Annotated in this window: 21 protein-coding genes and 1 pseudogene; 5 read left to right on the plus strand and 17 right to left on the minus strand. The window is 33.8% G+C overall.

All coding sequences use genetic code 11. From position 1 onward, the window contains the following. Window positions 1–169: 169 nt before the first annotated feature. The 12 genes and pseudogenes from rluF to BW932_RS08885 all read right to left on the minus strand — a co-directional run bounded on the left by rluF (window position 170) and on the right by BW932_RS08885 (window position 12,347). Entirely contained in the window at window positions 170–892 is a 723-nt protein-coding gene (gene rluF / locus BW932_RS08830) for a 23S rRNA pseudouridine(2604) synthase RluF (protein WP_076387130.1), read from the minus strand. A gap of 5 nt (window positions 893–897) precedes the next feature. Then, window positions 898–1,455 (minus strand): hypothetical protein, encoded by a 558-nt coding sequence (locus BW932_RS08835; protein WP_076387131.1) that lies wholly within the window; start codon window positions 1,453–1,455, stop codon window positions 898–900. Then, window positions 1,452–2,153 carry a tRNA pseudouridine(55) synthase TruB gene (gene truB, locus BW932_RS08840; RefSeq protein ID WP_076387132.1) on the minus strand — a complete coding sequence of 234 codons (702 nt, stop codon included), beginning with the start codon at window positions 2,151–2,153 and terminating at the stop codon, window positions 1,452–1,454. The genes BW932_RS08835 and truB overlap by 4 nt, the downstream gene beginning before the upstream one ends. Window positions 2,154–2,238: 85 nt before the next feature. Then, entirely contained in the window at window positions 2,239–3,720 is a 1,482-nt protein-coding gene (locus BW932_RS08845) for a T9SS type A sorting domain-containing protein (RefSeq protein ID WP_076387133.1), read from the minus strand. A 152-nt stretch (window positions 3,721–3,872) separates the two neighbouring features. Then, complete coding sequence (locus tag BW932_RS08850; protein ID WP_076387134.1) at window positions 3,873–6,224, minus strand: tetratricopeptide repeat protein; 2,352 nt, start codon at window positions 6,222–6,224, stop codon at window positions 3,873–3,875. Between the two features lie 132 nt (window positions 6,225–6,356). Continuing rightward, window positions 6,357–8,153: a sensor histidine kinase gene (locus BW932_RS14170; RefSeq protein ID WP_159436426.1), complete on the minus strand. Its 1,797-nt coding sequence runs from the start codon at window positions 8,151–8,153 to the stop codon at window positions 6,357–6,359. A gap of 74 nt (window positions 8,154–8,227) precedes the next feature. Beyond that, entirely contained in the window at window positions 8,228–8,854 is a 627-nt protein-coding gene (locus tag BW932_RS08860; protein WP_076387135.1) for a response regulator, read from the minus strand. 381 nt (window positions 8,855–9,235) lie between these two features. Then, window positions 9,236–9,685 (minus strand): annotated as a pseudogene (locus BW932_RS08865) (GyrI-like domain-containing protein). A 115-nt stretch (window positions 9,686–9,800) separates the two neighbouring features. Next, entirely contained in the window at window positions 9,801–10,064 is a 264-nt protein-coding gene (locus BW932_RS08870; protein ID WP_076387136.1) for a DUF3781 domain-containing protein, read from the minus strand. A gap of 184 nt (window positions 10,065–10,248) precedes the next feature. Continuing rightward, entirely contained in the window at window positions 10,249–11,067 is an 819-nt protein-coding gene (locus BW932_RS08875) for an undecaprenyl-diphosphate phosphatase (RefSeq protein ID WP_076387137.1), read from the minus strand. 72 nt (window positions 11,068–11,139) lie between these two features. Further along, on the minus strand, window positions 11,140–11,445 hold the full coding sequence (locus tag BW932_RS08880; RefSeq protein WP_076387138.1) for a DUF3098 domain-containing protein: 306 nt from the start codon (window positions 11,443–11,445) through the stop codon (window positions 11,140–11,142). Window positions 11,446–11,447: 2 nt separating this feature from the next. Beyond that, a complete protein-coding gene (locus BW932_RS08885; protein WP_076387139.1) occupies window positions 11,448–12,347 on the minus strand; it encodes a cell division protein FtsX in 900 nt (299 codons plus the stop codon). A 130-nt stretch (window positions 12,348–12,477) separates the two neighbouring features. On the opposite strand from BW932_RS08885, the gene rsmA reads away from it, so the two are divergent. Beyond that, window positions 12,478–13,248 (plus strand): 16S rRNA (adenine(1518)-N(6)/adenine(1519)-N(6))-dimethyltransferase RsmA, encoded by a 771-nt coding sequence (gene rsmA, locus BW932_RS08890; RefSeq protein WP_076387140.1) that lies wholly within the window; start codon window positions 12,478–12,480, stop codon window positions 13,246–13,248. Between the two features lie 22 nt (window positions 13,249–13,270). Here rsmA and BW932_RS08895 read toward each other — a convergent pair whose 3' ends face one another. The 5 genes from BW932_RS08895 to BW932_RS08920 all read right to left on the minus strand — a co-directional run bounded on the left by BW932_RS08895 (window position 13,271) and on the right by BW932_RS08920 (window position 20,533). Continuing rightward, a complete protein-coding gene (locus BW932_RS08895; protein ID WP_076387141.1) occupies window positions 13,271–13,822 on the minus strand; it encodes a DUF1003 domain-containing protein in 552 nt (183 codons plus the stop codon). Between the two features lie 17 nt (window positions 13,823–13,839). Continuing rightward, a complete protein-coding gene (locus BW932_RS08900) occupies window positions 13,840–14,604 on the minus strand; it encodes a TIGR02757 family protein (RefSeq protein ID WP_076387142.1) in 765 nt (254 codons plus the stop codon). A 148-nt stretch (window positions 14,605–14,752) separates the two neighbouring features. Continuing rightward, window positions 14,753–15,670, minus strand: coding sequence for a ribonuclease Z (locus BW932_RS08905; RefSeq protein ID WP_076387143.1), 918 nt, complete (start codon window positions 15,668–15,670; stop codon window positions 14,753–14,755). Window positions 15,671–16,071: 401 nt separating this feature from the next. Then, on the minus strand, window positions 16,072–19,422 hold the full coding sequence (gene ccsA, locus BW932_RS08915; RefSeq protein WP_076387145.1) for a cytochrome c biogenesis protein CcsA: 3,351 nt from the start codon (window positions 19,420–19,422) through the stop codon (window positions 16,072–16,074). A 460-nt stretch (window positions 19,423–19,882) separates the two neighbouring features. After that, on the minus strand, window positions 19,883–20,533 hold the full coding sequence (locus BW932_RS08920; RefSeq protein ID WP_076387146.1) for a protein-L-isoaspartate(D-aspartate) O-methyltransferase: 651 nt from the start codon (window positions 20,531–20,533) through the stop codon (window positions 19,883–19,885). Window positions 20,534–20,645: 112 nt separating this feature from the next. Here BW932_RS08920 and BW932_RS08925 point away from each other — a divergent pair, with 112 nt between their 5' ends. From BW932_RS08925 to BW932_RS08940, 4 genes are all read left to right on the plus strand, one after another. Further along, a complete protein-coding gene (locus BW932_RS08925) occupies window positions 20,646–21,608 on the plus strand; it encodes a Gfo/Idh/MocA family protein (protein WP_076387147.1) in 963 nt (320 codons plus the stop codon). A gap of 152 nt (window positions 21,609–21,760) precedes the next feature. Next, window positions 21,761–22,252 (plus strand): hypothetical protein, encoded by a 492-nt coding sequence (locus tag BW932_RS08930; RefSeq protein ID WP_143745536.1) that lies wholly within the window; start codon window positions 21,761–21,763, stop codon window positions 22,250–22,252. 4 nt (window positions 22,253–22,256) lie between these two features. Further along, window positions 22,257–23,141, plus strand: a complete 885-nt coding sequence (bla, locus tag BW932_RS08935; protein WP_076387176.1) for a class A beta-lactamase, subclass A2 — start codon at window positions 22,257–22,259, stop codon at window positions 23,139–23,141. After that, complete coding sequence (locus BW932_RS08940; protein ID WP_076387148.1) at window positions 23,142–23,960, plus strand: M23 family metallopeptidase; 819 nt, start codon at window positions 23,142–23,144, stop codon at window positions 23,958–23,960. It abuts the gene before it with no gap. The last annotated feature ends 5 nt before the right edge of the window (window positions 23,961–23,965 follow it).

A 23,965-nucleotide genomic window follows, 5' to 3' on the forward strand; every position in this document is an offset into this window, starting at 1 on the left:
AACTTCTTAAAGATTAAGATAGTAAATAATTGATTTTTAGACATTTAAATTTTGTTTGAAAAATCGAGATTCTCTTTCAAAACAAAGCCGCGGACAGCGTTTTATTTGTCGAAAAAATTAAAAAAAGTAAAAAATATTTGTGGTTTTTTCGGTTTAAAAAGGTCTTGCTTTAATCCACCGTTTTATTAGAATCCCCCAGAAGTGCATGCAGTTCTTTTAATTCTGTTTCCGTTAAATCCCGCCATTTCCCGACCGGAAGATCCAGTTTAAGATTCATAATTCGGATGCGTTTTAGCTTTTTCACTTCATAGCCACAGAACTCACACATTCTGCGGATCTGTCGGTTTAAACCTTGTGTTAATACTATTCGGAACGATAAATTGTCGATCTGTTCTACTTCACATTTATTTGTAACAGTGTCTAAAATAGGAATTCCACCACGCATTTGCATCAAAAATTTGGGAGAAATGGGTTTGTCAACTCTTACGATGTATTCTTTTTCGTGGTTGTTTCTGGCGCGAAGTATTTTGTTTACAATATCACCATCATTGGTAAGCATAATCAAACCTTCACTCGGTTTATCTAACCGACCGATGGGAAAAATTCTTTTCGGATGATTCACAAATTCAACAATATTGTCTAGTTCTCTTTTGGTATCGGTGGTACACACGATTCCGACTGGTTTGTTTAAAACAATATAAACGGGTTTTTCTTCCGATTTTTTAATGGAATTTCCATCTACAAAGATTTCGTCAGCATCAGAAACTTTGGTTCCCATTTCTGGAATTGCACCATTGATGGTAATTCGGCCTTGTTCCAACAAACGATCGGCTTCTCTGCGCGAACAGAAACCGACTTCTGAAAGATATTTATTAATACGTGTTTGTTCCAATTTTATTAAAGATTTTTATTGCTAAAAAGGATGATTCCGTAAGATATTCCTATGAAAACGCTACTTTCACCATCGATGATCTGATCGTCTAAACTCACTTGAAACTGATGTCCGAATCTTTTGCTTAAAGGCTCTATTGCACCAATTCCAATGCCGACAAATCCTGCATTTTTAGCAGCCGTGTGATTGATTTTGTTGCCAAAGTTAGCAAAAAGATAAACAAGATCATCCGTTTCAGGGGCGTTGATATAAAAATTCGGTTGCACTTTATAATAGATCAAGTGGAAATTCGGATCAATGTAACTGTATCGCAAACCACCACTCACAGAAAACCAATTGAAAGGTTGATAACCAGCTAAAACACTGAATCCGTAATTATATTTTCCGGGCGGAAGCTTACTTTTTTCGTAATCAGTTTTCGCCGTACTATTTCTAATCATACTTCCCAAATCAAAACCAATATTTGCATCCAAAGACGTGAATACTCCTAATTTTGTTGTTGTTTTTTGCGAATAAAGAAAAATAGAACTTGCAATAAAAAAAAGTAGAATTAATTTTTTCACTCTTGATTAAATTTAAAATCATTTTGCAAATAATCAGAACTTGCATTTTCAACTAAATAATCCCCAATTTTTGTTCTGCGAAGATTGGTTAAATACGCGCCAACTCCCAATTTCTGACCAATATCGTGCGCCAAACTCCGGATATAAGTTCCTTTGGAGCAACCCACGGTAAATCTTACGAAAGGCAAATCAATTTCTATATTTTCAATATAATTAATCGTTGTTTTTCTGGATTTCATTTCAACCTCTTTTCCGGCTCTGGCTAAATCATAGGCGCGATTTCCTTCTATTTTGATGGCTGAAAAAATGGGTGGTTTCTGATCGATTTCTCCAAGAAATTTTTCTAAAGTTTCTTTGATTTGGGTTTCAGTAATTTCAGAAATATCCTGGTGAAGAATCTCCGGTTTTTCGGTGTCGTACGATTCTGTTTGCACTCCGATTTTTATTTCGGTGAAGTATTCTTTCGGCGCATCTTGAATTTGGGGAATAATCTTGGTGAATTTTCCGGTGCAGATAATTAAAAGTCCGGTTGCTCTTGGATCTAAAGTTCCGGCATGACCAATCTTGAATTTCTTTGGAAGATTAAATTCGCTTTTGAGTTTATATTTGAGTTTATTGACGGATTGAAAACTCGTCCAATCCAAAGGTTTGTCGAGGAGGATGGTTTGTCCGTTTAAAAAATCTTCGGCTGTTTTCATTTTTTTAAAAGGCCAAATATACAGAAAATGCCAAAACTTTCGGGGTGATCCTTGGTTTTGGCATTTGAAAAAACATGATTAGTGTTTATTGTTTGATTATTTTTTCTGAAATTATTTCTCCTTTATTATTTTTTCCATTGATGAAATAAATTCCTTTTGGTAAATTTTCTACAGAAATATTTTTGGTTTTTTCTTTATTAAAAAACACTTGTCTGCCGCTTAAATCTGTGATTTTTATTTCTGAAATTTCTTGGGAAAAATTTAAATTAGATTTGGTAGGATTCGGGTGAATCTTTAGAACATAATTGGAAGTTTCCTCGTTTTGGAGAATAAGATTAACTCCATATCGAAACATTGAAACTATTCCTGTTGCAGTATAGCCCATTGTATAAATTTTTCCGTTGCTGTAATCTACTCCCAAAAAAATCGGCGAAGTATGATTGGCAATTGTTGTAGGCACAGAAGTGAAACCAGATGTTCCAAAAGTACTATCTAACGTACCGTTGGAATTAATTCGGCTAAGAAAAACATCAGAGTTACCGGTTTGTTGTCGGGTTCTTCCTGCGAGAATAATTTTAAAATCATCGATACCATGAGAATACGGAGCAATCGAAGTTACATTGTCATAATATTTGTTAGGTAAATCTAAAGACACTACACCATTTGTCCCAAAAGTAGGATCCAAACTACCATTTGCTGCTTTTTTTACAACCATCATTTTATAAGTTGTACTCATCCCAAAAATGTAAGAAGTGCTATTTAATCCGTTTAATAAATATCTTGGTGACGGATCATAACTTCTAGATCCATTGACATTCAAACTATAACTATAGTCCTGAACTCCTACATTTGAAAATTTTACGGTATACGAATCCTGAACGCCTCCTTGTGTATATAAGCCATGAATATAAATATTACTTGCCGTATCTGTATGAGCGCTATTTAGATTAATAATCTGTCCGCCGCTATAAAAATAAAACCTTTTCATATTTCCGTTGTTAAAAGTCGGGTCTATCGTTCCATTAGCATTCAATCTTAATATTTTTCCACCATCACTACTGTTCCAACTACCATCTGCTCTTACTAAAGTAATTTTTTCAGTGGAAGGATTGTAATTTACAGAAGCATGTCTATAACTACCGGTGGCTTCGTATTCTAAAATTCCATTGGTTCCGAAAGAGGAAGAAAAAGATCCGTCTTCCATAATTTTTGCAATTTCTCCGCTTATAGAGGAAGCTACAAGATAAGCATAACCACTTGAATGGTTCATGATAGCGAAAGAAGCAGGAGTTTCGCTGTCATTCCCAAAATCTACTATTTTGATTCCGTCATTGTCAAAAGTAGTATCTAATGTGCCATCGAGATTAAATCGTACTAAAATTGGGTTTCCATCGGTATGCTTTCCTAGAGCTATCATTTTTCCATTGTCCACCTTCATATCAACAAAAGTAGAAAAGAATGAATAATCTATTTTTCCGTTGGTTCCGAAGCTGGTATCTAAAATTCCATCTTGTGCGTTTGCTAGAAACGCAAATGTTAATAATAAATAAGTAATTGTTGTTTTCATGGTTATTGGTTTATTAATTTACATAACTGGTGGCTTTTATAATTTTTTTTTGTTTATGGATAAGGTTGTAAGTGATTAACGCTGAAAATCAGGACTAGAAAATAGTAAATTTTGTTTTTATTTAATTATTTCATTAATTCTAAATTCTGTAATTATTTTAAATTCTGCTTAGCTAAATCACAATACACTTTTGCTACGTTTGTTTTTGAATTATCGTTTTGAGTGGCAATCCGTGAATAAATCTCACACACTTTTTCTCTCCAATATATTATTTTCTTCTTGTCTTTTTTAAAAGTACTGTCAAAATTTTTGCCCATTAACCCGCCTTTATATATGTAGCCAATATAGTAAGCTGTTTCAGAATCATTTTCGTTCCATTGCAATGCATTTTCATAATAAGCAATACTAATTGCATATTTTTTTGCTGAGTAATTATAATGCGACCCTAATAAATAATATGTTCTTGCAATCTTACTTTTGATTTCTTGTTTTTCTTCTTCGTTTTGTGTAACATTATATTTTTGCTCTAACAACGCAATTTGACTTTCAAAGTAATTTTTCGCTTTTTCTAAATTATACACATCAGATTTGTTTTCACTGTAGACGCTACCTAATTTTAAAAAAGCATCTGGATTAATATTATCATTATTTGTTATATGCTTTTCATAATAAGCGATAGCGGTATTTACATTTCTTGGTAAAAATTCATCACCTTTTTCATACAATTTTCCTATCGCTATTAAGATATTTTTATCGTTGCTATTATCAAATGCTAGCTGGTAAAATTGAAGTGATTTTTGGTAATTTTTTTCTACACCACTTGTTCCATTTTCAAATAATTTCGCTTTTTCTAAAAGAGTTTCTACTGCATTATCTGTTTTGTTTAACTTTCCTTTTGCTTCATTTTCAAGATTTTGCAAAATGATATTAAACCCTTTGTATGTGCTACTTTTATAGCCGTGATCATAAACGTCAATAAAAGGTTGTGTGTTTTCTAATCCATAAATGAGAAAATTATTACCTTTTGTATTAGTTCTTATTTCTTGTCTCAATTCTTCATTGTAATATGGATCAAGCTTTTTTAAACTTTCAAAAAATGGTGTGTTATAGATGCTTTTATACAAACTTTCAGTATCTGATTGAACATTAATGTATTTCTGCATTTTGTTATTCAACCATCTATTTGTAATAATAACCTGTAAACCCGTAAAATTAAGATGAGCTTCTTTTTCGTTTTTTTCATTTTTGTAAATTGTTAACTTCTCAAATTTAATATTCAGAGCTTCAAAATTTTTAGCTACATAATTGGCATAGGTTTCAAAAATTTTAGTGTCGCTCAAAGTATTTATAGCTTGATCATTATTAATAATTTCTTGCTTTCGGTCCATTTCATCTATTTCGGCATTTAGCTTTTGCATTTTGTTTTCGTGTGCATCGCCCAAAATCTGAATTACTCCTTGTGCTAAATCTGTTACTGCTTTTATTTTTTCTTGGCTTTTTTCAGCTTTTACAGAATTATCATAATAATTTTGTGCATTTTGTCTGTCTTGTCCATTAGTAGAATTATTGATTGCAATAGTAAACTGATTCTTTGCTTCGGTGTAGTTTCCTGAGTTGTGTGCATCTACTCCAGCTTTTATTGCATTGTCCCAAATTTGTCCTTTTATTGCATTCTCTTCATTTTGTTTTTGTATTCCCGAGTTGTGTTCAGCCAATTCTCTTTCAAGATCTGCTTTGCTGTTGTTGTAATCGGTAAGGTCATTTTGTTGAGTGGTTGTATTTGAATTATTCATAGATTCAAGTTCTTTAACTTGACTTCGCAATTGAACAAGGTATTTCCTTATATCAGAATCATTTTGAGGTAATGCACCATTTAATCCTTCCGTACATAATCGGTTGTTGAATGGTTGCCCTTGTTGTTGCATTTTTCCACAAGCGATTGATTGTCTGCGTTGTAAATCTCTAATTTCATCATTTACATTGCTGAAATTTCCACCAGCATTGTTTTGATTTGTCGAGTTCGAATTTGAATTACTCGAATTAGTAACAGAATTTTGTGGAACACCTTGACAATTAATATAATTACTATCACAATTACCTACGCATACATCTGTAATCGAAACTTTGTAATTTGTGGAACTTGATTTGAACAAAATTGCTGTTGCTTTGGTTCCATCATTACTATATACTCCACCTGGTTCAATTTGATATGTGACTGTATAATTGTATTTTGTAGGTGGATTTTCATTACCTACACTAAAATGATAGGAGAATGATATTGGTTGTGAATAAGTATTTTGAAACATAATTCCCCAATAATAATCAGAATAATCTCCAGATACTTTACCCCAATTGGCTACTTTGTATTTTATTCCTTTGTAACAATCTGCAGTTATCCATGGACTCCAATCAGCAGAATTCTGCCCAAAAACAAAACTCATCTTAAAAAATACAATCGTAAGTAAAAATATCTTTTTCATAGCACTATAAATTTTAGTTTTCATGATTATTAGTTTTAATGACAAATTTCCCTTAAAAGAAAACACCAGTCAATTACACAAACGGGTATATTTTTGCAAAAAAAAGCTTCAAAATCTATACGACTTGAAGCTTTAAAATATTTATTAAATTAGAATTTATACGAGTTCTAAAGGCGTACTAAATCGCAGCAACATTCCTTTTTCTACTTTCGGGGTTTCAAAATCTCCCGAAATCTCCGTCATTCTGGTTTTCATATTATACATTCCGTTTCCTTGGTTGTTTTCATTGGGCTGAAAACCAATTCCATTGTCAGAAATTTCTAATTGTAATCTACTATTTTTTGTAGAAAAAATAATGTAAACTTCTGTCGCTTGGCTGTGTTTGTAAATATTATTCAGCGCTTCTTTATAGCAAAGAAAAAGATTTCTGCGGATTTCTGCATTGAAATGTTGGTTTTCTTCTATCTCATTTTTAAAGTGAATTTGGGCTTTAGATTTTGCAAAAAAACCCGTTGCATATTGCTGAGCAAAACTGATGAAATTTTGCAAAAAATCGTTCTGAGATTTCAGGCTCCAAATCATCTCCCGCATAGAAACGGTCATTTCTTCAGTGTTTTTAAATAATTCATCGAGCTCGGCTTTCAACTTTGGATCTTCGGAAAAATTTTCTTTAATGAATTCTCCGTGCAATTTCATGGCAGAAATTCTGGCCCCAATATCATCGTGCATATCACTGGAAATGCGTTCTCGCTCGTGTTCGAGTTCTTTTTGCTTTTCGAGCTCTTTGGATAAAAGTTCATTTTTGTACTCTTGACCTTCTTTCACCGCTTGTAACTCATCCAAATTAATTCCGTACAGAAAGAGAAGGAAATCCAAAACAATCATTAATCCCATAAAAATATAAGAGAACTCGCTAATTACATAAGGAGTTTCGCTAAATCCCAGCAAACCCATTATAAAAGGGAAAGACATTTGCAAAGCACTTATTAATAGTAAAAAAACGCCAATTCTTGCAAATTTGTAAAATATCGAATTAAACTTTAATAAATATAAAAACACCAAAAATGTAATGATCAAATCATAAATTGTAGCAAAATCTTTTATAAAATTACAGAATTTTACATACCATTCATACTCAAATTGTACGTTTCTCACGATAAAATAGACCAGCCAATACAATCCAGAATATTTTAGAAAGACCCCAAAATAATGGTATTTTTTATTGAATGTTAAATAACTCCAAAAAAACAAATAATAAAGCGCAGGTTCTAAAGCACCAAGAATTTTTTCGTAAATAATATTGGGAACATCCGGAAAAAGAGTGTTTTCTAAAATTAAATTTTCGGTATTGAAGAATATATAAAAAATATAAACCGAATTAAGAATAATGAAATAAACAAGTGGTTTTCTGAATTTTTGATACTTTAATTTATATAATCCCAAAAAAAGCAAACATAAATGAATGCCAATAAAAATATAAGAAAGAATAGTAAAATAGGATTGCGAATTCTTGTAATTAGCGATTAAAAATTCCTTTTCAGATTGTACATAAAACTCTGGTAAATATATTTCGTTATCAAATTTCGGGACTTCTAAATAGTATTTTTTCCTTTCGTGAGGCTTTAAAACAAAGACTATCGCATTAGAATTTCCAGGAACAGATAGTTGAGTTTTGAAATGTGAAAATCCACTTCCTCCTATTTTCAATAATTTATTATTATTTTTAGTAAATAAATAAAATTCAGAAACATCGTCATTACTCGTTATATAAAATAGAGAATCGTTTTCGTTGTTATTTTGCAATTCAAAAAACAAAGAAACATTTTTAGTAGCAATCGGAGCATCTGTTAATATCGGTAGATTCGGAGAAAAATTAAAATTGATCGAATTTTTGTTAGAAGTAGAATATAAAGATTGCTGGTTAATGTCTACTGCCGATTCACCCTCAATCATAATCGTTTTTTGAGAATAAAATAGCAATGGGAGAAATAAAAGAAGCAAGAAAAACTTCTTAATTATCATTTTATTCAGTTGTTTTTAAGCATATTCACCGCTTCTATTTTGTTAGCAACATGTAATTTTCTGTAAATATGCCCGATATGTTTTTTCACAGTTTCAATGCTAATGCACTTTTGGTCGGCAATTTCTTTGTATAAAAAACCTTTAGACAAGAGTTTCAGAATTTCTGATTCCTTTTCGGACAATGTCTCTAAAATTTTTTCTGAAATATTTTTCTTCTGAAAAAAATGAAAAACCTTTTGCGCAATACTATTGCTCATTGGCGAACTTCCCTGCAGAGAATCTTTAATTGATTGGATAATTTTCTGTAAACTTTCATCTTTCAAAAGATAACCGGATGCGCCATTTTTCAGCGCTTCAAAAATCACTTCTTCGTCTTCATAGGTCGTACACATGATAAATTTGCTGTCCGGTAAAAGCGGCTTCATTTTTTTTACCACCTCAGTTCCGAGCATATCTTGTAATTGCACATCCATTAAAACAACTTCTGGTGCGTAATTTTGCAAATTTTCTATTGCTGTTTTACCATTAAAAAATTGCGCAACACACATTAAATCATCCTGATAATCGATGATTTTTTTCAACATATTGCTATACGTTTTTTCGTCTTCTACGATGGCAATTTTTGTTTTCATTTCATTTCTTTCAGCAAAGATGAAGATAATACAAACTCTAGTCAATTACACAAAAGGGTATTTTTTAGCTTTCGTGAAATTTACTTTCTATTAAAAAAAATTACATTTTAAAAACAGATTCTCAATAATTAAAACATTTTAATAAGAAAAAATTAGTATTTTTTATATTTTAACCTTTATTTTAATTCAATCTAAAGTTATAAAAAATCCCGTTAAATCTGTTAAAAACGTTAAGAGTCTTGAAAATAGAATTTCGCACCATGACAAATCTTGTCAAAGCATTGATTTAAATCTTAAAAAAATTAGGAATTAGGTTTGGGAAAGTAGGAAAGCGTTGTCGAGGCTTGAAGTCTTGACAACGCTCTGTACAAACTATTTTTTTTATTTTACAGCAACAAAAATTTCCACCTCCGAATCTGTGCCTTTGTTACAATTAGCACCGTATAATTCGAAATCGTAGGTGTATTTTCGGTTGAGATTTTCGTCTTGTTCCCAGATATTTATCCAAGTATCGTCAACTGCTTTTGGCATTTCACCTTTTGCTATAAATTTTTTGAAATTTTCTGGTTGAAATTCCTGACCAATCATTCCGTTTGGAATTTCATTTAAAGTAGAAACCGGAACGCCGATAATTGTGGTGTAATCTTCGGTGTCATTGCTTTGATAATCGGTATAAATTGCTAGAATTTCATTTGAAATTTTCTTGGGAATTTCCTAGTGAATATTTTCTGAGCTAAACTGTCCCCACAATTTTCCCAAGTCTTCTTGAACTTGATTATTCTGATTCGTAGTGCGAACTGAAATTCCGATGAGTTTGAAGCCGTTGGTCATGTTTTTTTGCTTATTGATGGGTGTTGGATGATGAAAGATTATTAAGAAAATTTTCGATAAAACTTTGTCAAAGCATTATAACTCTGTAAACAGCTTTGACAAAGTAAAAGAAATTTTATTTTTTTACAATTTTATCGACCGTAATAATTCTAAATGTATTTGAATTGATGGTGATTTTAATATTATTATCTGAATTGTTTACATAAATATTTTTCCCAATTTTTTTGAAATATTTTTCTTGAGTTTCATTCAAAATATCAAAAAGCATTTTTTCTATTTCCAGTTTTGAAAGCTCAGTTTTCAGCTTTTTGTTAATTCTTTGATACACGAGTTCTGTGTAACAGATTTTGCTCAAAATTTCTGGTATGTTGATGTTCATTTTCTGTTTAAAAAAAATAAATTGGGTAAAAAATTCCGAGTTGCAGCCCGACCTGAGTGGAGCTCTTTTTTGTTATTGCGAATCTGAAAAACTTCAACGGAATCCTTCATTTTGTTCGCAATAACAAAAAAAGCGGGAACGGAGGGCGGTCCCGATAGATATCGGGATGTCTGCCAAAAAAATATTATTGAAACTGCGTAAAATAAATTAAAAGGACAATTCCCACAATAATTCTGTACCAACCCCAAGGTTTGAAACCGTATTTATGAAGCAAACTGATGAAGGATTTTATAGCGATCCAAGCCACTACAAATGCTACAATATTTCCGATGAAAAAAAGCAAAATATGGTGATTGTCTGCCATAATCATTTCATAACCTTTCATTGGATTTGGCGTTTCTTTGCCCCAAGTTTTTACAAAAACTGAATAAACCGTTACAGCCAACATCGTAGGAACGGCCAAGAAAAATGAAAATTCTGCCGCGGCTTTTTGAGTGAGTTTTTGCGTCATTCCACCGATAATGGAAGCTGCACTTCTACTTGTTCCGGGCATCATGGCAAGACATTGCCAAAAACCAATGATCACCGCTTTTTTGATGGACATTTCTTTTTCGTCGTGAATGACTGGATTTTTGAACCAATTATCTACGAATAATAAAACGACTCCACCTAAAACAAGCATGCTTGAGATCGCGATTTGATTCCCGAGAACGGCTTCGATTTTATCATCAAATAAAAACCCTAAACCTAAAGCTGGGATCACCGCGAATGCCAATTTGTAGTAAAATTTAAGGTTAGAGAAATCAAAAAATTTCTGCCAGTAAGCGACAACAACCGCCAAAATAGCTCCGAACTGTATAGAAACCTGAAACATCTTAAGGAATTCAGATTCCTCCATTCCCATTAAACTAGCGGCAAAACCCATGTGAGCGGTTGATGAAATAGGAAGAAATTCGGTAAGACCTTCTACGATTGCAATAATAATGGCTTGAAGTATATCCATATTTTAGTTTTAAAAAAAAACTTTGTCAAAGGTTTTAATTTTGACAAAGCAGTATATTTTGTGGGGGTTAAATTATATTTTTTTTCTTTTGAGGATCGCGTAAATTTCTACAACGAAACCAGCGATGACCAACATGGGTGCAATTCGGATTCTGCGGATGGAGAAAATCCCTTCATTCCAAACGTTTGGATCGTACTTACCATCAACTGTATTTGCATCGGGACCCATCATCAGTAGAAAACCTACGACAATTAACGCCAAACCAATTAACATGAATTTATAATTTTCTTTTCCGAAATAGAAGGTATTTTCAGGCGGTGTTCCGGTTTCTGTATTTCCGTAATTATCCGCGGAAAATTTTTGATTTTTTTTGCTCATTTTTAAGAATAATAAAGATCATCAACATTCGATCTAAGGAATTTCCAAGTGGCGAAAATGGTACTGAGAACGGTAATCACTACACCCAAAATAAAAATGGCAATTACCAAAATAATGAGTTGATTCGAGTCTTGAACAAAAGGAGTTCCGATTTGGGTGATAAAATAATACCACGCACCAAAAAGAACCGCTAAACCGATAATTGCTCCAACTACGCCCAAAATAACCGCTTCTTTAATAAAAGGTTTCAGAATGAAACGACGCTTTGCACCAACCAATTGCATCGTTTTGATAATGAATCTTTTGGAGAAAATTTTCAGACGAATAGAGTTGTTAATTAAAACTACTGCTAAGATTAAAAACAAAATCGAAAAACCTAAAATCCATTTTAAAATATTGTTCAGGTTGTTGTACACTTCAACCATTAATGTGCTGTTGTTTTTAACATCCATAATTCCCGGTGTCGCTTTGATCTGTTTGATGGCTTCATCAATTTTTGCAGGATCTACGTAATCGGGTTTTAGAGCAACTTCTACGGAAGACGGGAAAATATTCTCTTCGAAAAGCGCACTGGATTCAATTCCCATGCTTTTTCTGGCTTCATCAGCTGCCATTTGTCGCGATATATAAGTTGCGCGTTTAACGGGAGCTAAATTTTGTATTTTTTTGAAAGCATCATTTTCTTGCTTCACGATCTTCACAGAATCTTTGGCATCAAAATTTTCGTCAAAATAGGCATTCACTACCAATTGTTCTTTGATATAATCAGAATATTTCTGAGCATTGATGAGAATAAGGCCCATTAATCCTAATAAAAATAACACAAGCGCGATACTCACCACAACGGTAATATTACTGGATCGGAGTCGTCTTTTGTTAAAATCTTCAACTGTCTTTGCCATTAAATAATAAATTTCTGCTAAATTAGAAAAAATCTTCCGTAATTTGCCGAGAATCCTAGAAAATCAATGTTAAAAAAAACATAAAGAAAATGCCTTTTAACGCAGATTTTTCCTTTTGAATACTGAATTTATGAACGTAAAAGCAAAAAAATATCTCGGTCAACATTTCCTCACGGATGAAAATATCGCAAAAAATATTGTGGACGCTCTTTCATTCGATCACTACCAAAAAATATTGGAAGTTGGACCTGGAATGGGCGTTCTCACCAAGTATCTTTTGGATAAAGAATCGGAAATTTTTGTGGCAGAAATCGACCATGAATCCGTGGAATATCTGCAGAAACATTATGCTAAATTAGATAACCAACATATTATCGGTGATTTTCTAAAACTCAATATCGCGGAAACTTTTGAGAGTCAGGTTGCAATCATCGGGAATTTCCCGTACAATATCTCGTCCCAAATTTTATTTAAAATCATCGATTATTACGATTATATTCCAGAAATGGTGGGAATGTTTCAGAAAGAAGTTGCGGAAAGAACTGCGGCAGTTCCACGAACGAAAGCGTATGGAATCTTGTCGGTTTTGGTTCAGGCGTTGTATGATGTGGACTATTTATTCACGGTTCATGAAAATGTTTTCAATCCGCCGCCAAAAGTAAAATCGGGTGTTATCAAACTAACAAGAAATCCTAAGGATGGTTTGGTCGGCAACGAAATTTTATTCAAAAAAATTGTAAAAGCAGGATTTGGACAAAGACGGAAAAAGCTGTCGAATTCGTTGAAAGTTTTAGAAATTCCGGAAGCTTTGCAATCTCATCTATTTATGGATAAACGTGCGGAAGAACTTACTATTCAAGATTTTATATCTTTAACACAGGAGTGGAAAAATGCGTTATAGGTCGTAAAAAAATCGAACTATTTTATTGCTCAGAAGATAGACTATTGCCTTCTTTTTTTAATTCTTCCAACTGCTTTTGAAGGTTTGCAATGACTTCTCTCATTGCTTTGATGTCGTTTTTATTAGAAGAAACATTGCTTTTTAGCATGACATTTCTGGCGCGTTCGTTGTGATCGTCGGAATCTTCATCTTCGGCAATATCTTCAATATCTTCCTGGATGTCATCAATATCGACGCTAATTTCCTCGATATCTTCGCTAATTTCTTCAATATCATCCTGGATTTCTTCGATGTCTTCGCGAATATCTTCAATATGTTCGTGACTTCTATTGACAGACATCTGAATAAAAATAGCGAGGTAAATCGCTTCTAAAGACAAAACCGTGGTGAGAATCAATAGCATTTTATCAATGGAAACAATATGCAAAACCGGAAGAGCAAAAGCTGCAACAAAAACAATGGAATGCATGACGAGCGACTGAATAGATCCAATCCACCACATCACACCATCGGTAACTTTGGTAAGAAATTTTATATTTTTTTCGCGTAATTCTGCTCTGCTTGATTTATCCATAATGAGTGCAAATTTAGTTAAAAATCCTTTGAAACGCCCAATCCAAATAAGGCAAAGTCGTATTTTGCAGGATCTTCAGGATTAAATTTCCTTAATATCAAATCCATTTCTTCGACCGTTTTCCAGTCGTTTTGTTTTCTTTGAATCAGATGAAGTTTCCGGGAAATATTCCCCGTATGAACATCCAATGGAATCGATAAATATTTCTGATCAATATTGTGCCACAATCCAAAATCGACTCCTTTTCTGTCTTTTCGAACCATCCAGCGCAGAAACATCATGAGTCGTTTTGCAGAAGAATTTTTGTAGGTTGAACTTACATGTTTCCTGCTTCTATGGAGATTTTCTCCAATAAAATTTTCCCGAAAACGATGCAAAGCATGATAGAAATTCCCTTCCCCATTTTGCATTAAAAAAAGGTTTTCTAAACTTTCGTTTTGTGAATAGATTCGTTTCAAATTAATGACAAATTCTTTAAAATCTTCGCCGTTAAAAGTTCTGTGAATACCTGTTTTTTCTAAAGAATTCAGCTCCTTTACCGAACTGTTTTTAATAAAATCGAAAGGAGAATTCCCCATGAAATTTAGCATTTTTTCAGCATCGTTAATGATTGATTTTCGATTTCCCCAAGAAATGGTTGCCGTTAAAAATCCGATGATTTCAATATCTTGTTTCAGCGAAAAACGATGCGGAACAGAAATAGGATCATCGCCTATAAAAGAAAGATTATTGTAGAAATCTGCTTTTTCGTCGAGGAAGGATTTGAGTTCGGGGACGGTCATTTATTGATGTGATGATTTGTTGATGTGAGGATGTGTTGATGTGAGGATTTGATGAAATTTTTATTTGATTGATGAAAATTATGATCGTTATTTCCTTCACGATCAATACGTTGTCTTTCAATCAAAAATTAACTAACCAACTATTCTTTTATCCAATTTTCACTGCTTCCAAAACTTTTGGTAAAAAACTGTTGGGGAAAACTTCGCGGGCTTCGTCGGTGAAAACGCTTAAGTCTCCGTAACGGTTCGAAAAATGACCCAAAATTAATTTTCCAACATTGGCTTTTCTCGCAATTCTGGCAGCTTCTAAAGCGGTTGTGTGACCCGTGTAATCTGCCATTTCTTTTAAATCGTGCAGGAAAGTGGATTCGTGGTAAAGGACATCGACATTTTCAATGATCGGAACTACGTTTTCAATATAGCGAGTGTCGCTGCAAAATGCGTACGATACGGATTTGGTGGGTTCATTGGTGAGTACAGAATTTTTTAAAACGTAACCATCACTGAGAATAAAATCTTTACCCAATTTCAAATTATGGTAATCGCAGGTTTCTATTTCGGAATATTTTGAAATTTCCTGCATGTTGAGATGGCGTTCTTTTGGTTTTTCTTTGAAGAGATAACCGTTGCAATAAATCCGATGATCAAGGGGAATCGTATAGACTTCTACTCTATTGTCCTCATAAATTTTTTCTGATGTTTTGCCACTAAGTTCATGGTAAATCACATCAAAACCACGGTGTGTTTCTGTGATTCGGAAAATGGTTTCCATCATTTCTTTGATTCCTTTCGGGCCGTAAACATTCAGCGGCATTTCGCGCCCTAAAAGTCGGAAGGAAGCGATTAATCCCGGTAATCCGAAACAGTGATCGCCATGAAGATGCGAAATAAAGATATTGTTGATCTTAGAAAATCTGGCTTTTGCTTTTCGGAGCTGCACTTGTGTTCCTTCACCGCAATCGATCAGGAAAGACCGTTCTTCCATTTCTAGAAATTGCGCAGTCGGCGATGAAGTTACCGTAGGTATTGCTGAATTGAAGCCGAGAATAGTAAGATAAGTACTCAAGAGGTAAGTGTTTGATTTTGATGACCAATCATTTTTGATTGAAGTTTTAAATTTAATACAAATTTAATCATTCTTAGGCTATTTTAAACAAGAAAAAGGGATAGGAATAATGAATGTGAAATTTAGAAGGAAATTTGACTTCCAAAAAGTTGTCCGTTTTTTTTAAGTTCGCTGAATAATGTCTAAAAATTGAGAAAAAAGGCTTTTAATACAATTTTAAAAGAAGAAAAAACCTTTGTTTTAGCCCCGATTGCAGTGGCATCCTTTTTCTTTTTTTTCTAAGAAAAAAGAAAAAGATATAACGGAAAGCGGGTCGAGTCTTGGCGCAGAAGCCTATCTTTTTGTGCTCCAAAAAAAAAATCCCGAAAAAAATTTCCGGGATTTGATCTTGATCGTTACACTTATTTTTTCAAAGCCTTCAAACTTATAAAAGAAACGGCTGCAAGTACAACCATACTCGATAAACCGATATAAACCCAAGCTGGAACAGGAACTGGATCTCCTGCTGCATAAGAATGCAGACCGCTTAAGTAATAATTTACCCCGAAATACGTCATGACCATCGAACAGAATGAGAACATTGCTGCAACGTGATATGACCATCTTCCGCGCAATCCTGGAACGAGTCGCATGTGCAAAACGAAGGCATAAACCATGATGGAAATAAATGCCCAGGTTTCTTTTGGATCCCAACTCCAGTATCTTCCCCACGATTCATTTGCCCAAATTCCGCCGAGGAAATTCCCAACCGTTAAAGCGAAAAGTCCCATTGTTAAAGACATTTCGGAAACGATGGTTAGTTCTTTTATTGTAGTGTCGTGATGAAAAAGATATGATTTCTTATTGGAAATAATGTAAAATAACAAAGTGATGACCGCAATAACCATCGACAAGCCGAAAAATCCGTAACTCGATGTGATAATTGCCACGTGAACAATCAACCAATACGATTTCAAAACAGGAACGAGCGGCGTAATTTGTGGATCCAAAGCAGAACCACCGTGCGCAAATCCCATCATGATCACGGCAACCATAAATCCTGCGGCAGGAATTAAAGCGTTGGAAACATTGTTTCTTTTAATTTTTTCGGAACTGTCTTTCTTTTTCAAACTTGGTTTTCCAAATCCGAAATAAAACATTAAACCTGCAGAAATTCCGATCCAGGAAATAAAGATAATTGCTTCGTAACCATTACTCCAAGGAGCGTGACCGGATAAATACCATCTGGAAACCAACCCTAAGAAATGAGCCAAATAACCGATGACTCCAAAAGCAATAATTCCTTTGATCACTCGGTTTAGTATTTTGTTAGGTTTGAACAATTCTACAAATCCCAGTAGTAAAAGCAAAGCACCAATAATCGTGTAGAAAATCAGCAATTTGAAATTCAGGTTGATTTTGTTCATAAAAACCTCCAACTTCACTTTCGATTCGGAAGGAACTACGTTTTTACCCCAATTCTGTTGATAGTCTGAAAGGATTTTAAGTTCGGTATCAGGTTTAGACCAGTCTCCGGATTGTTGTGCTGCTAAAACACTCGAAAAGTAAGGTCCCATCACCTTTTGGGAATTGGTGTCGGGTTCAAAATTTTGGTCAAGCCAAGAATGCCAAGTGCTGTTTGGATCGTTTTGCACCGGAACAATTCTTAAAAACTGACCGCTGAAAAATTCGTTAAAAGCCTGAACACGATCATTAAGATCAATTACCGCTAAATCATATTTGCTTTGAGCAGCTGGTTTCTTTGCAAAGGCGATCCGATAATCTTCTTCTAAAACATAGTGAAGCTGACCATTTGCATCCGCAGGAAACATGTTCATCAAAGAAGTGTAACCTTCTGCGTTGGCTTTGGTTTTCTTCAGTAATTCTTCTCCTCCCGTAATAATTTTTATCAATGGAACCATCGTCCAACTTGCGGTATCGGTATTGATTGATAGAAACCATTGATTAACGGTAAGACTTTTTCCGTTCGTACCCTTAAATTTATCGCTTTTATATAACTTTCTTAGAACATCTAAAGCTTGCGTGTTGATTGGAACAATACGACCTTCTCTATTTTGAACGAGAAGACTACCAAATTTTTCAGCATGTTCTTCAGAAATTTTATTTCGGTTAATGATTTCATCGGCAGAGATCATTTTTGGTGACTTTAAAGCCAATGTATTCGTTTGTTTTTTTGGAGCTGCTTCTTGCATTAAAGCTGCGTCTGCATTTCCATGATCGTGACCATCTGATGCAGAATGTTTTTGTTCACTACCGTCTTTTCCGTGCGTATCGATATACTGCGCGTTAAAACTCAAGCTTAAGAACAATAATAAAACTGTTGCTGCTCTTTTGTGATTCACTGCTTGTAAATTTTTATTGAGTTTCCAGAAATGAGAACCTTTCCAAAAGAAGGTCACAAACATTCCTAAAAATAAGAATGCATATCCTAAATATGAAATTAATGTTCCCCAGAAATCGTGGTTTACAGAAAGTACTGTTCCTTTTCGATCGGGATCAAAACTTGCCTGAAAAAACCGATAACCACCATGATTAAGAACGTGATTCATATAAATTTTATAAGGTGTTTCTTTTCCCTCGTCAATGATTTTCACGTGACTTTCGTAAGCACTTGGTGAGGTACTTCCTGGATAAGTTTCCATAACAAATTTTTCAAGTTTCAGGGAGAAAGGAGTGTTATAGACTTTGGGTCCAAATCCTAAAATAATATTCAGACCATCGATCGTAATTTGTTTATACGCATTTGGATTTCCTTCTTCCACGGATAAATCAACATTCATTTTCGTTTTTGGACCTTGAACTTCAACCGTTAACTGATCCGGAACCATTTTATCTTTTTTGCGATCACCTTCATAGGAAATTAATTTTCCTTTTTTCAAACCTTCCGGAACTACCAATTTTAAATCATTGATCGTATATAAACTCCGTAAAACCAAAGGTTGAAATTCATCTTTCTTCGTTGTACCCGTTGCTTGCGTTGCCATCGTCATAAAATTACCATCAACAGGCGTTTTTATGAGCATGGTTCCATTCGAATTGTTAAATTCTACCGCACCTGCAATTGCGCGGTTGAAAGCGACCAAAGTCCCATTAATCAACTTCGATTCTCCAGCTTTAATGTAAATATTTTCACGGCCACTTTGTCCTGTAGAAACTACATGTAGATATTCTGTTCCTGAATTATCCGCGACTAAACTGTCTTTTTTACGTTGTACAAACTTAAGTTGTTTGACCGTAATCTGTTTTCCGTGGTAATCATATCCCGCTTTGAAATTTTTAGCGAATATTTTTGCAATTAATTTGGTTTCGCGTGCTCCGTCTGGAATCATCGTAAAAGGAACATCCTGATAATTCAAAATATCACCTTTTTCTTCGATCTGAATTTTAAAATAGTTTTTACTCGTCACTACTTCATTAGATGTAGCTCCTTCTCGAATATGCATAATTCCTTCATAACTAATGTACCGCGTCACTGCACCTCCAATGAAGAGGAGAACAAATGCAAGGTGAAATACCAAAGTTGGCCATTTTTCCCGTCGGAATAATCGGTACCGAAACATATTCCCAATAAAGTTAATGATCAAAAGGAGCATGATTGCTTCAAACCATTTTGCTTCATAAATCAGGGCTTTTGCAGTGGGAGTTCCGAAATCATTTTCAAGGAAAGTTGCATAGGCCATTGCTACAGCAAAAAGAACCAGCAAAACCGCCATTGTACGAGTGGAAATAAGAATATTCTGAATTTTTTTCATGAGAATACAATACTTTTAAAGATTACTGAAAATACTTTTTTTTAGATTTTCAGTTCTATTCGTTGAGGATAATTTTTGAGCAATTGCAAAAATACAATCTATAAAATGAATAAGCGAATTTGCAACGTGATATTTATTAGGTTTCCATAAAGCAGAACTTTTAAAACTGGCGCTTAAAAAAATAAACAGATCACCTTCTTTTAGCGCGTTTTAATTCCTTTTTTTTGGAGAGTGGCAAAAAATTTAATTGTTTATGGGGCAGCTTCCTTTACAATCATCATCAATCATTCAGGGAAAAGCATTTTAAAGAGAAGTTTAAAGGGAAAATATGTTGCAAAATTCCTTCACCTAAATTTTTGCAGACAGCTTAAAATTTAGTTCATCCTAAATATCCACTTACATTTTGCACCTAAAGAATCTGAATATATGTTCCACTTAATTGAAAAATTTTCAGATCATTTTAATGATTCGTATTGTTGAGCATTGGAACAAATTTATACGCCCCAAATTCTTCTTTTTCAAATTCCTTTTCGGATTTTTTTGTAAATCTTGTAAGAACCTGTTCCTCCGTTTTACCTAATGGAATGACCATCATTCCGCCTACTTTTAATTGATGAAGCAATTCGGTGGGTAAAGTTTCTGCGCCGCAAGTCACGAGGATTTTATCAAAGGGTGCAAATGTTGGCAATCCTGCAAAACCATCCCCAAAACTCTGAAATTTCGGACGAAGATGCAATTCACGCAATTTTTTCTGAGAGAAATCGTGCAGATCTTTTTGGCGCTCGATGGTATAAACCCAAGCATTCATTGCGACCAACACCGCGGTTTGGTAACCACTTCCGGTTCCGATTTCTAAAACCTTATCTTTTTGCTGAATTTCTAGCAATTCTGTTTGTTCCGCAACGGTGGAAGGATGCGAAATCGTTTGCTTTGCTAAGATCGGAAAAGCGCGGTCTTCGTAGGCGAAATCCTCGAAAATGCTTTCCAGAAAAAGATGTCGTGGAACTTCATTGATGGCTTTCAAAACATTGTCGTCTGAAATCCCAATTTTTTCCCGAAGATATTCCACCAAAATTTTCCTTTTTCCTTTGTGTACGTATGAATCCTGCATTTCACAAAAATAGGAATTAGATTTTAGAAATGAGAATTTAGAGATTAGAATTTCTAGCATCTAACTTCTCGCTTCTAACATCTTTTATTATCTTTACAAAAATTAATTTTCAATGCTAAAAGCGGGTTTAGTTGGCGCAGGTCACTTAGGAAAAATACATTTAAAACTTCTGAATCAATCAGAAAAATACGAATTGGTCGGTTTTCACGACGCAGATGCTGAAAATGGCAGAAAACTGGAAAGTGAATTGGGCTACAAATATTTCGAACATTTCGAGGATTTACTCAACGAGATTGAGATGCTCGATATTGTAACTCCAACCCTTTATCACTACGATTATGCGATGAAAGCGATCGATAAAAAAATTCATTTTTTCATTGAAAAGCCCATTACGCAAACTTTAAAACAAGCGGAAGAAATTCTCTACAAATGCCGTGAATTTGGTATCAAAGCGCAAGTTGGGCACGTTGAAAGGTACAATCCGGCTTTTATTGGCTCCAAAGATTATATTAAAAATCCCATGTTCATTGAAATCCATCGATTGGCGGAATTTAATCCGCGTGGAACGGATGTTTCTGTTGTTTTGGATTTAATGATCCATGATTTGGATATTTTACTGTCGATTGTAAAATCAAAAGTAAAAGCAATTCATGCAAGTGGCGTTTCGGTGGTTTCGAAATCTCCGGATATTTGTAATGCGAGAATTGAGTTTGAAAACGGATGCGTGGCGAATCTGACGACTTCCAGAATTTCGATGAAAGCGATGCGAAAATCCCGATTTTTCCAGCAGGATGCTTATATTTCTGTAGATTTTTTAGAAAAAAAAGCCGAAGTCATTCGCATGAAACCGGCACCAGAAAACCCTTCTGATTTCGATATGATCATTGAAAATGCGGAAGGTGAAAAGAACCAGATTATTTTCGAATATCCAAACATTCAACCGAACAATGCGATTCTGGATGAATTAGAAAGTTTTGCAGATGCGATCACTGAAAATAAAAATGTGGAAGTTTCTTTGGAAGATGGAACAGAAGCTTTGAAAGTAGCTTTGGAGATTGTTAAGATGATTAGTTGATGTGATGATTTGATGTGATAATGTGGTGATGTGATAATTTGAAAATGAAAAAAATTCTATTTAATATTTATCTGGTTTTCATTATAAGCCTTTTTCTTCAGTGTGAAGAAAATATTGAAAAAGATTCCTATGAAATTATAAATTTAATTTTAATGGAAAAAGTAAATGCGTACGGTAAGAAAATTTTCCCTCCCAAATCAATCACTTTTGGAAGTAAAAACCATGAAAAATTTAACGACAGTTTAATTAATTCAGGAAAACTAAGTTATTATTTAGTTCCTAATTTTTTTAAATTAGATACTTTGAAGTATTATCAGAAAAAATATAATTCAGTCCAGGAATGGGGAGATGATCAATATTTAATTGTAGAAACAAATCCAATCAATTTCTCAAAAATTAATAAATTAAAGATAAAAAGATTAGAGAAACTTCCCTGTAAAAATAATTTTATCGATAATTGTAATGAAGATTTTACATCCGAATTTGTTATTTCAAATGTAATATTTAATAAAAAAGGAACAAAAGCCTACGTTGAATTAAATTTTCATTGTGGTGGAATGTGTGGACAAGGTATTAAATTTGAGTTGAAAAGAATTAATAATAAATGGAAAATTACTGATGAAAAATTACTATGGATATCCTAAGATATTGAAAAATCTTACCTTTTTCTTATTATTCCTTTCCTTCTTCTGTTTTGCACAAAAGCAAGATTTAAAAAAAGAAATCAACGCAATCACCAATGATAAAAACGCAACGGTTGCAGTTTCTGTTACTGGAATTGATTTTCCGCTTCATTTTGAAAATAAAAATGGCGAGAAAAAACTTCCGATGTTGAGCGTTTTTAAATTTCATATTGCTTTAGCGGTTTTGAATAAGGTTGATCAGGGAAAACTGAAATTGGATCAACCGATTTTCATTAAAAAAGCTGATCTTTTAGAAAATACTTGGAGTCCGATTCGGGAAAAATATCCAGACGGAAATATCGAAATGCCTTTGAGTGAACTCATCAAATATACCGTTGCGAAAAGCGACAATAACGGTTGCGACCTTTTATTAAGATTAATCGGCGGAACAGAAACGGTTCAGAAATTCATTAATAATAAAGGAATAAAAAATTTCACCATTAAAGCTGATGAAGCTCAAATGCATAAAGGATATGAATTTATGTATTGGAATACTACATCAACCAACGATAGCAATTTACTGTTAATGAACTTTTTCGATGGTAAAGTTCTCTCTAAAAACTCCACCAGTTTTTTAATGAAAACCATGATCGAAACCACAACTGGAACCACCAAAATTGTGGCTCAATTACCAAAAGGAACTCCTGTTGCACACAAAACGGGATCTTCCGGAAAAGATGAAAAAGGTTTAACAATTGCTGAAAATGACATCGGAATTATTACACTTCCGAATGGAAAACATTATGCAATCAGCGTTTTCGTTTCTGATTCTATGGAAACCGAGGAAACCAATACCAAAATAATCGCCGATATTTCTAAACGTGTTTTTGATTATTTTAGCAGAAAATAAATGAAACCAAAATTTGTATTATTTTTTCTGTTGATACATGTTTTTCTGCTTTCTCAGGAGAAATGGAATCTCCGTTTCTACCATGAAATCAACAATCGCGAGATTTCGATATATGCAGATAACAATGAACCAATGCCGATGTCATCTCAATTTGATTTTAAATTGACCAACTTAACTTCTACTTTTGCGAATAAAGGTATTGTAGTCATTCCGGAGAAAACAAAAAAGTTTCTCATTACGGTACTGAAAGAAATTAAGCCCAATTCATCCAATTCTTTTTCGTACACTACAATTTATAATTTTGGAAACGCACTGCAAGAAAATTATGACAGTGGTTATATCTATTCACTGCCATATGAGAAAGGAAAAACCCAGTCTATTTTTCAGGGTTACAATGGAAAATTTTCTCACCAAAATGAATTTGCACTGGACTTTAATTTAAAAACGGGAAGTGCAATATTGGCTTCCCGAGAAGGAATTGTAGTCCAGGTTGTCAATAACAATACGCAAAATTGTCCCAATATTTCCTGTGCAAAATACAATAACAAAATTCTGATCATGCACAGCGACGGAACTTTTGCAGACTATTCTCATTTAAAATTTCAGGGAGCAGTTGTAAAAAAAGGAGAATTCATAAAAAAAGACCAACTACTCGGTTACAGCGGAAGTACAGGTTTTGCAAGCGGACCGCACCTTCATTTCGCAGTTTTCATGAATAGAACCGACGGAAAAAGAATATTTATAGAAACAAAATTTAAAACCTCAGAAAGTGAAGCTACCCTTTTAGAAGAAGGAAAAAGTTACACCAAAAATGATTAACCACT

Origin of the sequence: Kaistella chaponensis, assembly GCF_900156725.1 — a bacterium.
Taxonomy (GTDB): Bacteria; Bacteroidota; Bacteroidia; order Flavobacteriales; family Weeksellaceae; genus Kaistella; species Kaistella chaponensis.